At 69.5% G+C, this 16399-nt stretch carries 12 protein-coding genes and 2 pseudogenes; 6 read left to right on the top strand and 8 right to left on the bottom strand.

Features of this window, described 5'->3' with window-relative positions:
* Nucleotides 1–273: 273 nt before the first annotated feature.
* Nucleotides 274–1608 carry a VanZ family protein gene (locus tag BLW84_RS32575; protein ID WP_177226812.1) on the bottom strand — a complete coding sequence of 445 codons (1335 nt, stop codon included), beginning with the start codon at nucleotides 1606–1608 and terminating at the stop codon, nucleotides 274–276.
* Nucleotides 1609–1716: 108 nt separating this feature from the next.
* Complete coding sequence (locus BLW84_RS32570; protein WP_093273292.1) at nucleotides 1717–2418, bottom strand: type 1 glutamine amidotransferase domain-containing protein; 702 nt, start codon at nucleotides 2416–2418, stop codon at nucleotides 1717–1719.
* 365 nt (nucleotides 2419–2783) lie between these two features.
* On the opposite strand from BLW84_RS32570, the gene BLW84_RS32565 reads away from it, so the two are divergent.
* Complete coding sequence (locus BLW84_RS32565; RefSeq protein ID WP_093273289.1) at nucleotides 2784–3896, top strand: methyltransferase domain-containing protein; 1113 nt, start codon at nucleotides 2784–2786, stop codon at nucleotides 3894–3896.
* 22 nt (nucleotides 3897–3918) lie between these two features.
* Here BLW84_RS32565 and BLW84_RS32560 read toward each other — a convergent pair whose 3' ends face one another.
* Both BLW84_RS32560 and BLW84_RS32555 read right to left on the bottom strand, forming a co-directional pair.
* Nucleotides 3919–5115: a CaiB/BaiF CoA transferase family protein gene (locus BLW84_RS32560; RefSeq protein WP_093273381.1), complete on the bottom strand. Its 1197-nt coding sequence runs from the start codon at nucleotides 5113–5115 to the stop codon at nucleotides 3919–3921.
* An 81-nt stretch (nucleotides 5116–5196) separates the two neighbouring features.
* Complete coding sequence (locus BLW84_RS32555) at nucleotides 5197–6363, bottom strand: acyl-CoA dehydrogenase family protein (protein ID WP_093273286.1); 1167 nt, start codon at nucleotides 6361–6363, stop codon at nucleotides 5197–5199.
* 351 nt (nucleotides 6364–6714) lie between these two features.
* Here BLW84_RS32555 and BLW84_RS32550 point away from each other — a divergent pair, with 351 nt between their 5' ends.
* The 3 genes from BLW84_RS32550 to BLW84_RS32540 all read left to right on the top strand — a co-directional run bounded on the left by BLW84_RS32550 (nucleotide 6715) and on the right by BLW84_RS32540 (nucleotide 10501).
* The gene (locus BLW84_RS32550; RefSeq protein WP_093273284.1) at nucleotides 6715–8058 is read left to right on the top strand and encodes an MFS transporter; all 1344 of its coding nucleotides are present in this window, start codon (nucleotides 6715–6717) and stop codon (nucleotides 8056–8058) included.
* Nucleotides 8059–8249: 191 nt separating this feature from the next.
* Entirely contained in the window at nucleotides 8250–8876 is a 627-nt protein-coding gene (locus BLW84_RS32545) for an acyl-CoA-like ligand-binding transcription factor (RefSeq protein WP_093273378.1), read from the top strand.
* An 80-nt stretch (nucleotides 8877–8956) separates the two neighbouring features.
* Nucleotides 8957–10501, top strand: a complete 1545-nt coding sequence (locus BLW84_RS32540) for an FAD-dependent monooxygenase (protein ID WP_093273377.1) — start codon at nucleotides 8957–8959, stop codon at nucleotides 10499–10501.
* Between the two features lie 186 nt (nucleotides 10502–10687).
* Here the strand turns inward: BLW84_RS32540 and BLW84_RS32535 are convergent, their stop codons facing one another.
* Both BLW84_RS32535 and BLW84_RS32530 read right to left on the bottom strand, forming a co-directional pair.
* A complete protein-coding gene (locus BLW84_RS32535; RefSeq protein ID WP_177226810.1) occupies nucleotides 10688–11353 on the bottom strand; it encodes a peptidylprolyl isomerase in 666 nt (221 codons plus the stop codon).
* Between the two features lie 51 nt (nucleotides 11354–11404).
* A complete protein-coding gene (locus BLW84_RS32530; protein WP_245761546.1) occupies nucleotides 11405–12097 on the bottom strand; it encodes a heparin lyase I family protein in 693 nt (230 codons plus the stop codon).
* Nucleotides 12098–12562: 465 nt separating this feature from the next.
* Here BLW84_RS32530 and BLW84_RS32525 point away from each other — a divergent pair.
* Nucleotides 12563–12910, top strand: a pseudogene (locus BLW84_RS32525) (transglycosylase family protein); the annotation flags it as partial.
* Between the two features lie 241 nt (nucleotides 12911–13151).
* Nucleotides 13152–14141 carry an LLM class flavin-dependent oxidoreductase gene (locus tag BLW84_RS32520; RefSeq protein ID WP_093273280.1) on the top strand — a complete coding sequence of 330 codons (990 nt, stop codon included), beginning with the start codon at nucleotides 13152–13154 and terminating at the stop codon, nucleotides 14139–14141.
* Nucleotides 14142–14382: 241 nt separating this feature from the next.
* On the opposite strand, the gene BLW84_RS32515 is transcribed toward BLW84_RS32520, so the two are convergent.
* Both BLW84_RS32515 and BLW84_RS32510 read right to left on the bottom strand, forming a co-directional pair.
* Nucleotides 14383–15171 carry an ABC transporter permease gene (locus tag BLW84_RS32515; RefSeq protein WP_093273277.1) on the bottom strand — a complete coding sequence of 263 codons (789 nt, stop codon included), beginning with the start codon at nucleotides 15169–15171 and terminating at the stop codon, nucleotides 14383–14385.
* A pseudogene (locus tag BLW84_RS32510) lies at nucleotides 15168–16119 on the bottom strand (ATP-binding cassette domain-containing protein). The gene BLW84_RS32515 and the pseudogene BLW84_RS32510 overlap by 4 nt, the downstream one beginning before the upstream one ends.
* Nucleotides 16120–16399 lie beyond the last annotated feature (280 nt).

The following is a 16399-nucleotide window of genomic DNA, read 5'->3' as shown; positions in this document are numbered from 1 at the left end:
GTTCCGACCTCCGCCTACCCGCCATCGCGGCGGCACCAAACCGCCCGCCGAAGCCCTCGCGGAGTCGTGCGCGCGTCGTTTCTGCCGCCCGGGCGCCCGCGCCGAGATCCTCGCCGGACGGGCCGCCGATCACCGCTGGCGTCGGCCCGAGAACGAGCTGTTCGCCCCGCGGTGATCTCGATCGCGGAGGGCCGCCCGGCGATGATCTCCGCCGCCACCGGGCCATCGCGCTGATCGGCGTGCTCATCCAACGGCAGCCACTGGCGCCGAGCGTCAGCGTTCGCTCGCCGTGGTCTTGTCGGAGTCGGCCCCGGCGTCAGCATCGGTGCTGGCATCGGTGTCGGTGCTGGTGTCGGCGCTGGTGTCGACCTCGGTGTCGGTGCTGGTGTCGGAGGCGGGCTGCGGGATGCGTGCGCGCTTGTGCGGCAGGGCGACGTTGCTCACCCCGGAGAACCGCTCGTGCGGGCCGTGGTGCTCGGGGTTGCGCCACAGGGCGATGAAGAACACCACGGGCAGCAGGCAGACCAGCCCGAACATCGCGGCGGCCATCAGCAGTACCACCACGTGATCCCCGCTGATCAGGTCCAGCGCCAGCCCGGGCACCTCGGACAAGCGGTCCAGACCGGCCCCCACCGCGCGGAACAACGCCGCCGCGGTCGCCAGCACCGCCATGCCCGTGATCACCGGGATCGGCAGCAGCGGGATTGCCAGCACCGCGGCCCGCAGCACCAGCCGCCACAGCTCGGGCCGCTTCCCATCCGGGCCGACCACCTTGAGCAGCAGCAGCTTCTTGCCCGGCGTGCCGCCGAGCCACCAGGGCAGCAGCACGAACCAGAGCGCCACGGCCAGCACCATGCCGAGCAGCCAGCTGGACGAGTCGAAGACCACCACGCAGAGCAGGGTCGTGAACAGCATGACGAACGGCAGCGCGCACAGGTCGATCAGCAGCGCCAGGAACCGCCTGCCCAGCGGCACCGGACGTCGTGCCAGCGCCGCGTCGTCGATGTTGTCCAGGGTCGGCAGCCAGCGGGTCAGCGGCCCCGCGATGGCCCAGCCGATCATGGCCCCGCCGGTGTTGGCGATGAGATCGTCCACATCGAACAGCCGGTACGGGCACTCGTAGACGCCCCACAGGCCGGAAAGCTGGGTGAACTCGAAGAACAGCGAGGTGCCGAGGCCGATCGCCGCGGCGGCGAGGAAGTTCAGCCGGAAGTGGAAGCGCAGGTAGACGCCCAGCGGGAGCAGCAGGAGCAGGTTCAGCAGGGTTTCCAGCACCGCCGGGTTGTGGATCACCAGCGCGCTCAGGGTGACCTGCCCCTCCGCCTCCTTCCAGATGTCGGCGAAGGTGTTGCCGGGCACCAGCTGCGGATGCGCGACCTTGGGGTACTTCGCGCACACGTCCACCGACGGGCCGGGCAGCGGCACGACGGTCATGAAGAACGCGGTCAGCGAGTAGAACAGGAAGCTGTAGAAGGACAGCGTCCGCCAGCTGGTCATGACGCCGTGCCGGCGGTAGGTCACCACCGCCGCGGGCACGAACAACAGCAGGGCGAGCAGCGGGAAGACGATCACCGCGGTTTTGATCGGCAGCAGATAAGCGCTGGGCACGACGCACATCATTTCCGGAAGCCGAATGACGGGTCAAATCGTGATATTCGGCCCGGAAGTGCCGGTGACCAGCGTCACCGAGGAAGAGGAAGTCGAATCGGCTCGGCTTCACACCGCGGCGAGTTGCCGGACCACCGCCTCGCCGACGGCTTTGGCGCTGCCCGGATTCTGGCCGGTGATCAGCCGGCCGTCCTCGACGACGTAAGCATCGAACGGTTCGTCGGCGGTGCGGTATTCGGCGCCGAGCTTCGCGAGTTCTTCCTGGAGGTTGTACGGCACGGCGTCGGCGCGGTTCGCCAATTCCTCTTCCGGCCACGAGAAGCCGGTGACGCGCTTGCCCCTGATCAGCGGTTCGCCGCTGGAGAGCTGGACGTTGAGCAGGCCCGTCGCGCCGTGGCAGACGGTGGAGACCACCTTGCCCGCCTCGTAGAACCGGGCCATCAGTTCCTCCAGGTCGGCGCTCTGCGGGAAGTCGAACATGACGCCGTGCCCGCCGGTCAGGTAGATCGCGTCGTAGTCGTCGAGGCCGACCTCGGAAATCCGCTTGGTGTCCGCCAGCAGATCCATGAACTCCCGGTCCCGGTAGCGCTGCTCGGTGCCGAGTTCGGCGAGGACCTCGTGCGACAGGCTTTCCGGATCCAGCGGGACCGTCCCGCCCGCCGGGCTGGCGATGTCCATCTCGAAACCGGCCCGCTCGGCGACGTCCCAGAAATGCGTCAACTCCCCGAGCCACAAACCGGTCCGCATGCCGACCTTCCGGTACTCCGGAACATTCGTGACGACGATGAGAATCCTGTTCTTCCTGGCCATTTTCGAATCATCCCCCCGAATTTCCGCCCACACCGGGCGAAAATCGATCACGAACGGCAGAACGAAGTCAAGCGCCAGGCTATCCCCGCCAGAGCCCGAACGCGATCCCGCACGAATTCCCGTGATTGGTTCACCGGGTTGAAACGAGTTCCTCCCGGCAGGTGAACATTCTTCCGCCGGTCGCCGAAATCGGTACAGTCGATCCGCGATCAACCGCCGCCGAGAAAGAAGACCAGGATGGGCAAGCGCGACGTCGACCGCGACGGCCAAGGCGACCCGCAGCCGGACAAGTGGGAGAACTGGGTGAGCAAGGACGACGCCAGCAAGCACGAAGGCGACGACGGCGAGTAGGACGGCGCAGCATCGTGACCGACTGGCGCGAACGAATCACCGTGCCACGCGCGCCGTTCATCCCGCCCGTGGTGTGGGTCGACGACGCGGCCACAGGTGGGTTCTCCGCCGTGTCGAGGGACGACGACCACGTGCGCTGGCACGAGCTCGTCGAAGCCGACGAACCGATCATCACGCAGGTCGACGACGGGCGGACTCCGCCAGGTGCGACGGGGCTGCGGCCTTCCAGCTCGTGCAGCAAGCCGTCGCTGGTCGCGGACATGCTCGACGCGCTGGACGTCCGCCTGGGACACCGGGTCCTGGAGATCGGTGGCGGCACCGGTTGGAACGCCGCCGAACTCGCGACGCGCGTGGGCCCGCGCGGGCAGATCGTGTCGATCGAGGTCGATCCCGATGTCGCCGCGGCAGAACGACAGGCCTTGCGCACCGGCGGTTACGACGTCGTGGTCATCACCGCCGACGGTCTGGCAGGTCATGCCCGGGAAGCGCCGTACGACCGCGTGATCGGGACCGCGGCCGTCCGCGCGATTCCGCGCGCGTGGATCGACCAGGCCCACCCGCGGGGCGTGATCGTCACCCCGTGGGGTACCGACTACTGCAACGGCACCCTTCTTCGCCTGGACGTCCACGACGACGGCTCCGCCTCCGGCCGCTGCGGCACGAACCTGGCCTTCATGCGGGTCCGCGGTCAGCGCCGGGACTACTTGGAACCCGGCGATGACGAGCTGCGCGGGGCCGACCGGACGACCACCGCGCGCAGCATCCCGGAGTTCTTCGAGATGATCGCCTATTCGCGCGCCGCTTTCGCGATCGGTCTGCGGGTTCCGCGCTGCTACCTGACAGTCGAAGAGCTCGCCCCGGACCACCGGCGGATCGAGCTGCACGACGTTTCGTCGCGATCCTGGGCGAGGGTCGACCTGTTGCGCCGCAACGAGATCTTCGAGGTGCACCAGATCGGCCCTCGCCGCTTGTGGGAAGAAGTCGATGCAGCGTACGGGTGGTGGCTCGACTCAGGTCGTCCGGCGCCTGATCGCTTCGGGCTCACCGTTGCGGAGAACGGCGATCATTCGGCGTGGCTGGACGAACCCGGCGAGGCCTCCTGGCCACTTCCCGTCGCCGCACCGTGAGCAATCACGGATCGGGTTGGGGTCAGGTGTCGGTGCTTCGGGCGATGTCGGCGGCGATCAGCTCCTCGATCCGGCCTTCCGAGTAGCCCAGGGACGCGAGGATTCGGCGGGTGTCCGCGCCCTTCTCGCGCGGCGCCGTGCGGACCTCGCCGGGCGTTCTGCTGAGTTTGATCGGAATTCCCGTGCCCTGGTAGCCGTCCCGCTCCACCACCATGTTCCGGTGCAGCACCTGCGGATCGGTCAGCGCTTCGCCCACGTCGTGCACCGGCGTCGCCGGCACGCCGCGGTCCAGCAGCTTGCGGGCCAGGTCGTGGCGGCGGTGGGCGGCGATCCGTTCGATGATCAGCGGGCGCAGCTCCGCGACGTTGCGGACGCGGTCGGAGTTCGTCGCGAACCGCGCTTCGTCGGCGATTGCCGGGATGCCGAGCAGCTCCGCGAAGTGGCGGAACTGGCGGTCGTTGCCGACGCCGATGAAGATCTGGCCGTCCTCGGCCTCGAAGGTGTCGTACGGGGCGATGGAGGGGTGCGCCGATCCGGTGCGCCGCGGGAGCTTCCCGGAGACCAGCCAGCCCGGGGAATGCGGGTGCAGCAACGAAATCGCCGTGTCGAGCAGCGTGCAGTCCACCAGCTGGCCGCGCCCGGTGGCGTGCCGGTCGTGCAACGCGAGCAGCACGCCGGAGAACGCGTAGATCCCGGTCACCATGTCCACAATGGGCACTCCGACGCGCAGCGGCGGCCCGGACGGCTCGCCGTTGATGCTCATCAACCCGCCGTAGGCCTGCAGGATCGCGTCGTAGCCGGGCATGCCGCCCATCGGCCCGTCGATGCCGAAACCGGTGATGCGGCAGTGGATCAGGCGGGGGTAGCGCTCCGCGATCGACGCGTCGGAGAAGCCCCACTTGGCCAGCGTGCCCGCCTTGAAGTTCTCCACCACGACGTCCGCGTCCCTCAGCAGCTCGTCGAGCACCTGCTGCCCGCCCGGCGAGGCGAAGTCCAGGCAGATGTTGTTCTTGTTGCGGTTGATCCCCGTGTGGTAGGCGCTCATCGTCTCGCTGACGAACGGCGGCCCCCAGGTGCGCGTGTCGTCACCGGCGGGCGGCTCGACCTTGATCACCTCGGCGCCGTGGTCGGCGAGCATCTGGCTGCACAGCGGACCGGCGAGGATGCGCGACAGGTCGAGGACGCGAACGCCGCGGAGGCTGCCGTTCGGTGCGGTCATGGCGGAGATCCCCGTTTCGATCGGTGGTTGCGGGATGGGCCGGTTCGGGTTCACCGCACCGCTGCGCAAGGCGACCCGTTCTCAGTAGGACTTGGGCAGGCCGAGGACGTGGTTGGACACGTAGTTCAGCACCATTTCCTGGCTGACCGGGGCGAGGCGGAGGATGCGCGACTCCCGGAAGTACCGCTCCACGTGGTACTCGCGGGCGTAGCCCATGCCGCCGTGGGTCTGGATCGCCTGGTCGGCCGCCTGGAAACCGGCGTCGGCGCACAGCCACTTGGCCATGTTCGCCTCCCGCCCGCAGGACAGGCCCTGGTCGTAGCGCCACGCCGCGTTGCGGGCCATCAGCTCAGCCGCGTCGAGCCGGGTCGCCGCCTCGGCCAGCGGGAACGCGATGCCCTGGTTCTGGCCGATGGGCCGGTCGAAGACGACGCGTTCCTTCGCGTAGCGCACCGCGCGGTCGAGCGCAGCCCGGCCGATGCCCAGCGCCTCGTGGGCCAGCAGGATCCGCTCCGGGTTGAGGCCGTCGAGCAGGTACTTGAAGCCCTGGCCCTCGGCGCCGACGCGGGCGCTCTCGGGCACGAACAGGTCGTCGATGACGACCTCGTAGGAGGAGACCGCGTTGCGGCCCAGCTTCGGGATCGGGCTCAGGTGCACGTGCTCGGGGTCGATGTCGATGAGGAACAGCGACATCCCGTCGGTCGGGCGGTCGACCTCCTCGCGCCGGGTGGTGCGGGCGATCAGCACCATCTTCTGCGAGTCGCCCGCCTTGGTGATCCACACCTTGCGGCCGTTGATGACGTAGCCACCGGGCACCGGCTTGGCGAACGTGGAGATCCGGGTCGTGTCGGTGCCCGCGTCGGGCTCGGTGACGCCGAAGCAGACGTGCAGCGAACCGTCGGCCGCCGCCGGGAGGACCTCCTTGCGCAGTTCCTCGCTGCCGTGCTTGACGATGGTGTTGAGGCCGAAGATCGTCAGGTGCATGGTGCTGCAGCCGTTCATCCCGGCGCCCGAGGCGGCCACCTCTTCCAGCAGCAGCGCCGCTTCGAGGATGCCGAGCCCGCCGCCGCCGTACTCCTCGGGGATGGCGATGCCCAGCCAGCCGCCCTCGGCGAAGGCGTTGTAGAAGTCCCACGGGAACTCGTTGTTCGCGTCGCGCTCGGCCCAGTACTCGTCGGGGAAGCTGCGCGCCAGTTCGCGCGCGCCCGCCCGCAGGGACTGCTGGTCCGGGGTCAGTTCGAAGTGCATGGCGCTTTCCTCTCCGGCGTGCCTGGCGCCCGTACCAGCGGCGACACGTCGACCGACCCGGGCCGCGGACCGGCCACGCGATCGATCTGTTCCTAAATACGAACAACTAATCCTGCTATCGGGACACGATGATCGACCGGCACCCGGTCTGTCAACCGTCGGGCCGCGGCCTCGAAGAGCACGAAGATCGATGAAAACCCGCATGAATCAGGAGTCGGACGACTACCCGCGGCGAACCGCTTGACAGTGACCCGGTTCACTTCCTAGATTCGCCGAAGTTCCTATATCCGAACGACCACCCATCGCGATCGCCCACGCATCGACGACCACCCGTCAAGAGGGACTCAAGCAATGACGCTGCACAATGGCGCGACGGCACGCCCCGAGCCGTCCACCCGCAAGGCCGTCGGACCCGCCGTAGTGATCGGATCCGCCCTCGAGTGGTTCGACTTCTACCTCTACGCCTCGATGGCCGCCCTGGTGTTCGGGCGCCTGTTCTTCCCGGCGAGCAACCCCACCACCGCCACCCTGGCGGCGATGGCGACCTTCGCGGTCGGCTTCCTCGCCCGCCCGTTCGGCGGCATCGTCTTCGGGATCCTCGGCGACAAGTACGGGCGCAAGATCGTGCTGTCGGCGACGTTCCTGCTGATGGGCATCTCGTCCGGGCTGATCGGCCTGCTGCCGACCTATTCCTCGGCGGGCATCGTCGCGCCGATCCTGCTGGTGATCCTGCGCCTGCTGCAGGGCCTCGGCGCGGGCGCCGAGCTGGGCAGCGCGATCGCGGTGGCCTACGAGCACGCCGACGAGAAGTCGCGCGGCCGGCTGGGCTCGTGGCCGGCGCTGGGCGTCAACATCGGGCTGTTCGTCTCGTCGCTCACCGTGACGGTGCTGACGAGCTTCGGCAACGAGTTCCTCTACGACTGGGGCTGGCGCATCCCGTTCATCGCCAGCTTCCTGCTCGTCGCGCTCGGTTTCTGGGTGCGCCGCCAGATGCCCGAGACGCCGGAGTTCGAGAAGATCGCGCGCGACACCTCGGCGCGCAAGAAGGCCAAGCCGCTGCGCTCGCTGATCAAGTCGGACTGGCGCGGCCTGGCCGTGGTCATGGCGATCACCATCGGGTACAACGGCGTCAGCTACATCTTCAAGACGTTCTCGCTGTCCTACCTCAGCGAATTCCGCGACGTCGCGGCCAACGTCGGCGCATTCGGCATCTCGCTGGCCAGCGCGTGCGCGATCCTCACCGTCCCCATCGCGGGCCGCATCTGCGACTCGGTGGGCGCGAAGAAGGTGATCATCACCGGCGCGATCGCCACGGCGGCGCTGGCGTTCCCGTTCTTCTGGCTGCTCGACTCGGGGCAGCGCCTCTACATCTGGATCGCGCTGATCCTCGCCACCGGCGTGGTGGTGCCCGCGATGCTGGCCGCGCAGGGCGCGTTCCTCTCCCAGCAGTTCCCGACCAAGGTGCGGGTGTCCGGCCTCGGCACCGGCCGGGAGGTCGGCGGAGCCTTCTCCGGCGGCCTCGCCCCGCTCGCGGCGCTGGCGCTGGTGACGGCGTCTCCCACGCACGCCACCTGGGGCGTCTCGCTGCTGTTCGTCGCCGGGGCGCTGTTCATCGGCGTGGGCGCGCTGTTCGACCAGACGAAGAGGGCGGAGGCGGCCGAGCCCGCGCCCGCCGAGGAAGCCGTCCGATCCTGACCGTCCTGGGACTGCGGACCCGATCCGCAGTCCCAGGCCGTTCCGCCGCCCGGCACCTCGCGGGCGGCGTTTTCGCGCGAAATCGCCCTCTGCCGGGCTTGCCTGGCCGCGTCGCCTCGCGAACGCGGCTGGTCAATTTTTCTGATCACGCATTTTTGCGTGGTCCGCAAAATCCGAGTAGCGTGGTCGTCATGGGTGCCGAAGATCGGGAGCGGTCGGGCTTGCGGGAGCGCAAGAAGCAGGAGACCCGCCTCGCCCTGAGCTGGGCGGCCATCCGCCTCGCCGTGGAGCGGGGTTTCGACAACGTGCGCGTCGAGGACATCGCCGCCGAGGTCGGCGTATCGCCGCGCACCTTCAACAACTACTTCGCCGGCAAGGGCGAGGCCATCGCCGCGCGGCACCTGGAACGGGCCCGTCAGATCTCGGTGGAGCTGCGCGCGCGGCCGGAATCCGAGCCGCTGTGGGAGGCCATCACCAACGCCGCGATGGCCCGCTTCGCGCTGGGCCAGGGCACCGGCGAGGACAAACCGGACCGGCAGTGGGTCGACGGCGTCCGGCTGATGGTTTCCGAACCGGCGCTGCAGGGCGAGTTCGTCAGGGCCAACGCCACCGCCGAGGCCGAACTCGCCGCCGCCATCGCCGAGCGCACCGGCACCGACCCGGCGCGCGACCTGTACCCGCGGTTGGTGGCCGGCGCGGTCGGAGTCGCGATCGCCACGTCCATCGAGCACTGGCTGAACGCCGAAGAGCCCACCCCGATGGCTCCGGTGCTGCGCGACGCGTTCCAGCAGCTCGCCAACGGACTGCCCGTCCCCTGACAACTCCGTAACCGGACAACCCGGCGCCGCCGGGTCGATCGACCATGCCTTTTTCCGCCACAGCAAGGAGGAAAGTCGTGATCGCCGATGTCGTGATCGCGGGCGCCGGCCCGAACGGGCTGATGCTGGCCTGCGAGCTGAGCCTGGCCGGAACGAAACCGCTGGTGCTCGAACGCCTCCCGGAGCGCGGAACCGCGCAGCGGGCCAACGGCCTGGTCGGGCAGGTGGTGCGAATGCTCGACCGCCGGGGCCTGCACCAGCGCTTCAGCGGGAGCTCCGAGCCGCCGCAGCCCGCTCCGGTGTTCGTGTTCGGCGCGATGCCGCTGGACCTGAGCGCCGTCGAGGACAACCCGATGTACCTGATGCAGGTGCCGCAACGCCGCATCGAGCAGGCCCTGGAAGAACGCGCCGTCGAGCTCGGCGTGGAGATCCGCTGGGGGCACGAACTCGTCGGTCTGGCCCAGGACGACGACGCGGTCGCCATCGACGTCGCCGGGCCGGACGGCCACTACCCGCTGCGCGCCCGCTACCTGGTCGGCGCAGACGGTGGGCACAGCCCGACCCGCAAGCTCTCCGGTATCGGATTCTCCGGTGTCACCAAGGAGAACGTCGTTTCTCGCCTGGCGCACGTCAGCATCCCGAGCTCGCTGGTCGATCCGGCGACGGGCGGCCTGGACGTCCCCGGCTACGGCGTCATCCCGCCGTTCCTGCACCACCGAACCGAGCGAGGAGTGCTGGCGTACGCGCCGTTCCTCGACGGCCGAACGGCGGTGTCCACAATGGAGTGGGGCTCGGCCGCCCCGGACGGAACCGCGCTGACGCTGGACGAACTGCGCGCGAGCGCCCGCCGGGTGCTCGGGGTGGACCTGCCGCTGGAGCCGCCGGCCGGCGACGGCCCGCACCTCACGCGTCGGTTGACGGGCGGCAACACCCGGCTGGCGGACCGGTACCGGGACCGGCGGGTGCTGCTGGTCGGCGATGCCGCCCACGTGCATTCGGCGATCGGTGGCCCCGGCCTGAACCTGGGCCTGCAGGACACCGTGAACCTGGGCTGGAAACTCGCCGCAGAGCTGCGGGGCTGGGCGCCGCCCGGCTTGCTGGACAGCTACGAGACCGAGCGGCGTCCGGTGGCCCGGCGAGTGGTCATGCACACCCAGGCCCAGTCGGCGCTGCTCGCGCCCGGCAGCGAGACCACCGCGCTGCGGGAGCTCTTCGGCGAGCTCCTCCACGAGCCGCGCAACATCAAGCACATCGCGGACATGATGGCGGGCGCGGACGTCCGGTACGGGATGGGAACCACCGCCACGCACCCGCTGATCGGCCGGTGGGCGCCCGACCTGCTGATCGACACCGGAACCGGCAGCGTGCGGCTCGCCGAGCTGACCGCGGACGCGCGGCCGCTCCTGCTGGACATGACCGAAGGCGCCGCGCTGTCCGAAGACCTCGCCGACTGGAGCGGCCGGGTGGAGGTGGTCAGCGGTCGCGCCGGGACTTCGCCGACCGCGATGCTGCTGCGGCCGGACGGCTACGTCGCCTGGGCGTCGAACTCGGCGCGACCGGACGCCCAGGAGCGACGCAGCCTCCGCGAGGCCCTGACCACGTGGTTCGGCCCCGGCTCACCTTAGGGGTTCAGAATGCGGCGTGAGCCGCATTCGGTGTGGGACTCAGCTCGCACCGCCGCGGGTTCTCAGACGGTGCCCACCCCACTGGGGTTCTTGGCGAGGACAGCCCCAGCGCCGCGTATTGGTCGGCGTCTGAGGTTCCGCTACCCGCACCGCTATGCAAACCCCATTCTGAACAAAATCTCCTAGTCAGCGGCGGATCTTGATGTTCTCGATCTCCACCGGCAGGGCCGGTTCGCCGTCCTGGTCGCCGCCTTCGCCCGGGATGATGCCGCCGGCGACGATCTCGTCGAGCACGTCCATGCCCTCCACGACCCGGCCCAGCACCGTGTACCCGGGCTTGATGTTGGCGTGGGAGTGCACGATGAAGAACTGGCTGCCGTTGGTGTCCGGCCCCTGGTTGCCCATCGCGACGGTGCCGCGCGGGTAGGTCTCGGCGCCGGTGACCTCGTCGGCGAAGCGGTAGCCCGGGCCGCCCTTCTCCACCGAGTAGATGTCGCCGCACTGCAGCACGCCGAGCCGCGCCGAGTTGGTCAGGCGCCAGCAGCGGGAGTCGTCGTAGAAGTCCTTGCGGGCCAGGTGCACGAGGTTGTGCACCGCGCACGGCGCGTTCGCGCGGTCGAGCTCGACGACCACGTTGCCGTGGTTGGTCTGGATCGTGGCGCGGGCGGTGCCCTCGTTCTTGGCCGCTGGATGCGGCGGCCGGACCGGTCGCGCGGCCGGGTTCTCCGGCGTCGGGATGTACTCGCACATCGTGCGCGGACTCGACCACTGCTGCGGCTGGGCCTCCGCAGCTCCCATCGTGACCGCGGTGAGCATGATGCCGAGCACCCCGGCGAACCAACGCATTTTCATGCGAAGAACCTAGCCAGCCGTGCGACCGGTAGATACCGACGAAAGCAGCAGTCAGGGCGCGACGTCGGCGTAGTCGGTGCCGACCTTGAGCGCATCGATCTCGTTGACCACGTCGTCGCCCTCGGCTCCGTAGACGCCCCACTTCGGGTGGTTCTCGCTGTCGAAGGTGCGGCACGCCCAGCGCTTCGAGCCGTCGCTGAAGGTCTGCTGCTCGCCGTTGAACCAGAACTCGACCCAGCCGCCGGTGGTCTCGTCGGACAGGTGCAGGCCCAGGACGATGCTGTGCCACTCCCCCGCCGCGATCGGGTGCTCCCAGACGATGCGCGTCTCGTCCGGTTGGCGTTGCAGCAGCGAGAGCTTTCCGTCGATCACCTTGAGGACGACCGGGTAGTTCTGGATGTGGCTGCCGTAGGACTTCCACTGGAAGGTGGCGTTGTTGTCGACGGTGCTGGAGAGCTTGCTGCGCCAGCCGAGGTAGTAGGTGGAGCCGTTCTCGAAGTCGTGCTCCTTGCCGTCGATGGCGATGCCGCGGCTCTCGCACCGCCTGCTCTCGGCAGGCTTGTCGTAGCGCCACACCGCGCCGTGCTCCGGATCGTCGACGGCCGTGACGCTGCCCGGCGCGGCGCATTCCGAGCCGATGTGGGCGAACACGCCTTTGCCGTTCGCGGCGTCGCCGTCCCAGATGGCCGCGGCTGCTGCTGAGGGCGCGGAAGCCACGACGAGCACCGCCGCCAACAGGGCCACGGCGGGAAATCTCCCGACCATGATCGTTCCCTTCCGGCGGCGGAAGGTCAGATCTACCGGATGCCGGGGCCCGGCGTCCAGGGGCGTCACCCGAACCGCCGGACGTCCACGCCGTGCATAACCCACACGAGTGAATATCAGACTGAACATCACTAAATGTAGTCGACAGCAATTTCGTCATCCACCAGCGCGAACGCCAGATCATCGGGATCTTGCAGCACTTCCCCGGCGATGGATGCGGAATTCCAGGGGTTGGTCCGCCAGCGTCGACTACGTAGCGTGTCCGCCAGTCGGATCCCCGAGCCGACGCGGAAGCTCGCAGCGCCGAACCCTGCCCCGCGCGGCTTCCCACCCCGAACGAACGACTGGGCAGGGGCGAGCACCCCGAACCGGGTACCGGCGGCGCCCCCGCACGCCCACCCGGGGCACGAACGTGCCCGCTCGCAGGCGCAGCAGGAGACCGCCATGACGCGTACCCCGAAGCACACCGCCGCCCGCATCGCCGCCCGAGTGGCGCTCGCCGGCCTGATCGCCGCCGCTCCCCTGGCGATGGCCATCCCCGCCAACGCCGCCTCGGCGTCCACTTGGGACGCCGTGGCGAAGTGCGAGAGCTCCGGCAACTGGAAGGCCAACACCGGCAACGGCTACTACGGCGGCCTGCAGTTCACCCAGTCCACCTGGGCCGCGTTCGGCGGCAAGACCTACGCCCCCAAGGCCTCCCAGGCAACCCGCGAACAGCAGATCGCGATCGCCGAGAAGGTCCTCGCGAAGCAGGGGCCGAAGGCCTGGCCGGTGTGCTCGAAGAAGGCCGGCCTCACCCGCTGACCTCCGGTGTGGATCTCCAGGCGGTTGGCGCGAACGGCCCGTTCACCTCGCCCATCGAGGCGAACGGGCCGTTCACCCCACACCGCCGACGAGGATGCGCCACCGCGCAAGGCGTGACGAGTCTCACTGCTCGGCGATCTCGGAATAACCGGGGCGGCTGTTCCGTTATCTCTGCCGCGCGGGGCGGCTGCCTCGCGCCCGTCGCACGCGATGAAAGGCTGATGCCGCCGTGGCCGTTGCCCTCTCCATTCTCGATCTGGCACACATCGGCCCGGGCGAGACGGCCGCCGACAGCTTCGCCGGCAGCGTCGATCTGGCTCAGCGCGCCGAATCGCTGGGCTACCGGCGGATCTGGTACGCCGAGCACCACAACATGTCGTCCATCGCGTCGTCGGCCACCAGCGTGCTGATCGGCCACGTGGCCGCGCACACCAAGACCATTCGGCTCGGCGCCGGCGGCATCATGCTGCCCAACCACGCGCCGCTGACCATCGCCGAGCAGTTCGGCACCCTCGAAACGCTGTTCCCGGGGCGGATCGACCTCGGCCTCGGCCGCGCCCCGGGCAGCGACCAGAAGACGATGCGGGCGCTGCGCCGCGACCCGTCCTCGGCCGAGACGTTCCCGCAGGACGTGCTGGAACTGCAGGGATACCTGTCCGGCGAGACCCGGATCCCCGGGGTCAACGCGACGCCGGGCGCGGGGACCGACGTGCCGCTGTACATCCTCGGTTCCTCCCTGTTCGGCGCCAGGCTCGCGGCGCTGCTCGGCCTGCCCTACTCGTTCGCCTCGCACTTCGCGCCCGACGCGCTGGAGGCCGCCGTTTCGCTGTACCGGCAGGAGTTCCAGCCGTCCGCGCAGCTCGCCGAGCCGTACGTGATCGCCGGGGTCAACGTGATCGCGGCGGACACCACCGACGAAGCCGAGGAGCACTTCCTCGCGGCGAAGCGCTACCGGGTGACCCGAATGCTCGGCCAGGGCAAGGAATTCACCCCGGAGGAAGCGGACGCCATCCTCGCTTCCCCCGCCGGGCAACAGGTCCTGCAGATGACCAAGTACACGGCGGTCGGCGCGCCGGCCGAGGTCGACGACTACCTGGACCGGTTCGTCGACCGCTCCCAGGCTGACGAGCTGATCGTCGTGTCCGCGGCGCCCGACCGCGGGGCCTGGCGCCGCTCGCTCGAACTCCTCGCCGACGTCCGCGGCTTGGTCCCGGCCTGATCGAGGCCCACTTCCAGGCTCGTTCCACGTGGCGGCGCGGGTAGCGGCCCCCTGCGGGAGTTACAGACGCCGCCTGGACTGTGGGAGCCCCGACTTACGTATGACCAATACGCGGCATCGGGGACTGGCCTCGCCCAGTAGCCCAGAAGGGCGGGCACCGTCTGAGAACCCGCGGCGGTGCAAGCGTCGTAGGTGGGCTAAGCGGCTGCGCCGCTTCAAAGACAAAGATCAAAAATCCTGATCAGCGGGTGGGCTCGCGCCGGAACGCCGCCCGCGCCCACAGGTAGCCGGCGAGCGCGATCGCGACCGACCAGGCGACGGCGAGCACCGCGTCGGCGCCGACCGGGGTGCCCATCAGCAGTCCGCGCACCGTCTCGATGATCGGCGTGAAGGGCTGGTACTCGGCGAACCAGCGCAACCCGGCCGGCATCGAATCGGTGGGCACGAACGCGCTACCGAGGAAAGGCAGGAACAGCAACGGCAGGCCGACGTTGCTCGCCGTCTCGGCGCTCCTGGCGACCAGACCCATCGCGACCGACACCCAGGTGAGCGCGAAGGCCAGCAGCGCGAGCAGGGCGACGGCACCGAGCCACGCCAGCGGTCCGCCGCTGGGCCGGAAACCCAGCAGCAGCGCGACGAGCACGACCAGCACGACGCTGACCATCGTCTGGATCACGCTGCCGACCACGTGCCCGGTCAGCACCGACGACCGGGAGATCGCCATGGTCCGGAACCGGTTGATGATGCCCTCGGTCATGTCCACGCAGACCGACACCGACGCCGCCACGGAGCCGGACGTCGCGGCCATCAGGATGATCCCCGGCGCGACGTAGTCGATGTACCCGGCGCCTCCTGCCCCGACCCCGAGCCCGGCGCCCAGCACGCCGCCGAGGACGTAGACGAACAGCAGCATCATCACGATCGGCATGCCGATCACCGACAACGACATGCCCGGATAGCGCAGTGCGCGCAGCAGGTTCCGGCGCAGCATCGTCATCGAATCGCCCGCGGCGCGGGAAAGGGTGCTCATCGAAGCGGCTCCTTCTCGTTGTCGGGGCGGCCGGTGAGGGCGAGGAAGACGTCGTCGAGGTCGGGGGTGTGCACGGACAGCGCGTCGGGCTTGATCGACTCGGCGTCGAGGCGGTCGAGCAGGCCGCGCAGCGCCGGAATGCTGCCGTCGTTGGGGATCTGCAGGGTGAGCGCTTCGTCGTCGCGGGCGACGTCGCGGAAGTTCCGGGCGGCTGCGGCGAGCTCGGCGGCACCGGCGAACCGCAGGCTGACGTGGCCGCCCGGGATCCGGCGCTTGAGTTCGGCGGCGGTGCCTTCGGCGACCAGCCGCCCGTGGTCCAGGACGGCGATCCGGTCGGCGAGCTGGTCCGCCTCCTCCAGGTACTGCGTGGTCAGGAAGATCGTGACGCCGCCGGCCACCAGGTCGCGGATGATCTGCCACGTGGTGCGGCGGCTGCGCGGGTCCAGCCCGGTGGTCGGCTCGTCGAGGAAGATGACCCGCGGATCGCCGACCAGGGTCATCGCGAGGTCGAGCCGCCGCCGCATGCCGCCGGAGTAGGCCGCGACCGGCTTCCCGGCCCGCCTCGACCAGGTCGAACCGCTCCAGCAGCTCCGCGGCCCGCCGCCGGCCGACGGGCCGGCGCAGGTGACACAGGTCGGCCATCAGGAGCAGGTTCTCCTCGGCGGTGAGCAGGTTGTCGACCGCCGAGAACTGGCCGGTGACGCCTATCGCGGCGCGCACCGCGTCGGGCTCGGCGGCCAGGTCGTGCCCGGCGACCCGGATGTTCCCGGCGTCGGCGCGGATGAGCGTGGACAGGATCTGCACGGTGGTGGTCTTGCCCGCGCCGTTGGGGCCCAGCAGCGAGTAGATGCTGCCCTGCGGGATGTCCAGGTCGATGCCGTCGAGCACGACCTTGTCCCCGAACGACTTCCGCAGCCCGCGGACCGAGATGGCGGATCGCCCAGCCATGCCCCCTCCTTTCGTCGTAGCAACGCGTCGATCTCGATCACCGGGGTCACCCCGCCGGATCGATGGCGTCACTATGGCATCGTCATGGCACTAATACAAGCCATTTTGGCGCGCTCCGCGCCGGAAGAACGCGTCGACGGCACATGAGGCCAGCTGAACGCGCCGTTCGGCCCGCCCGAAAAGGAGCCACAACGGTCCCGAATTCGCCCAAGATGTCGCCTCAGAATGGCTGCGCCCGGCTCATCCCGAAGGCGTCCCGACGCCGGACACCGGTGGCGTT

The sequence above is a fragment of the Saccharopolyspora shandongensis genome, from assembly GCF_900106995.1.
Classification (GTDB): domain Bacteria; phylum Actinomycetota; class Actinomycetes; order Mycobacteriales; family Pseudonocardiaceae; genus Saccharopolyspora; species Saccharopolyspora shandongensis.
The sequence above is the reverse complement of the archived record's forward strand: the minus strand, read 5'-3'. Positions and strand labels throughout refer to the sequence as shown.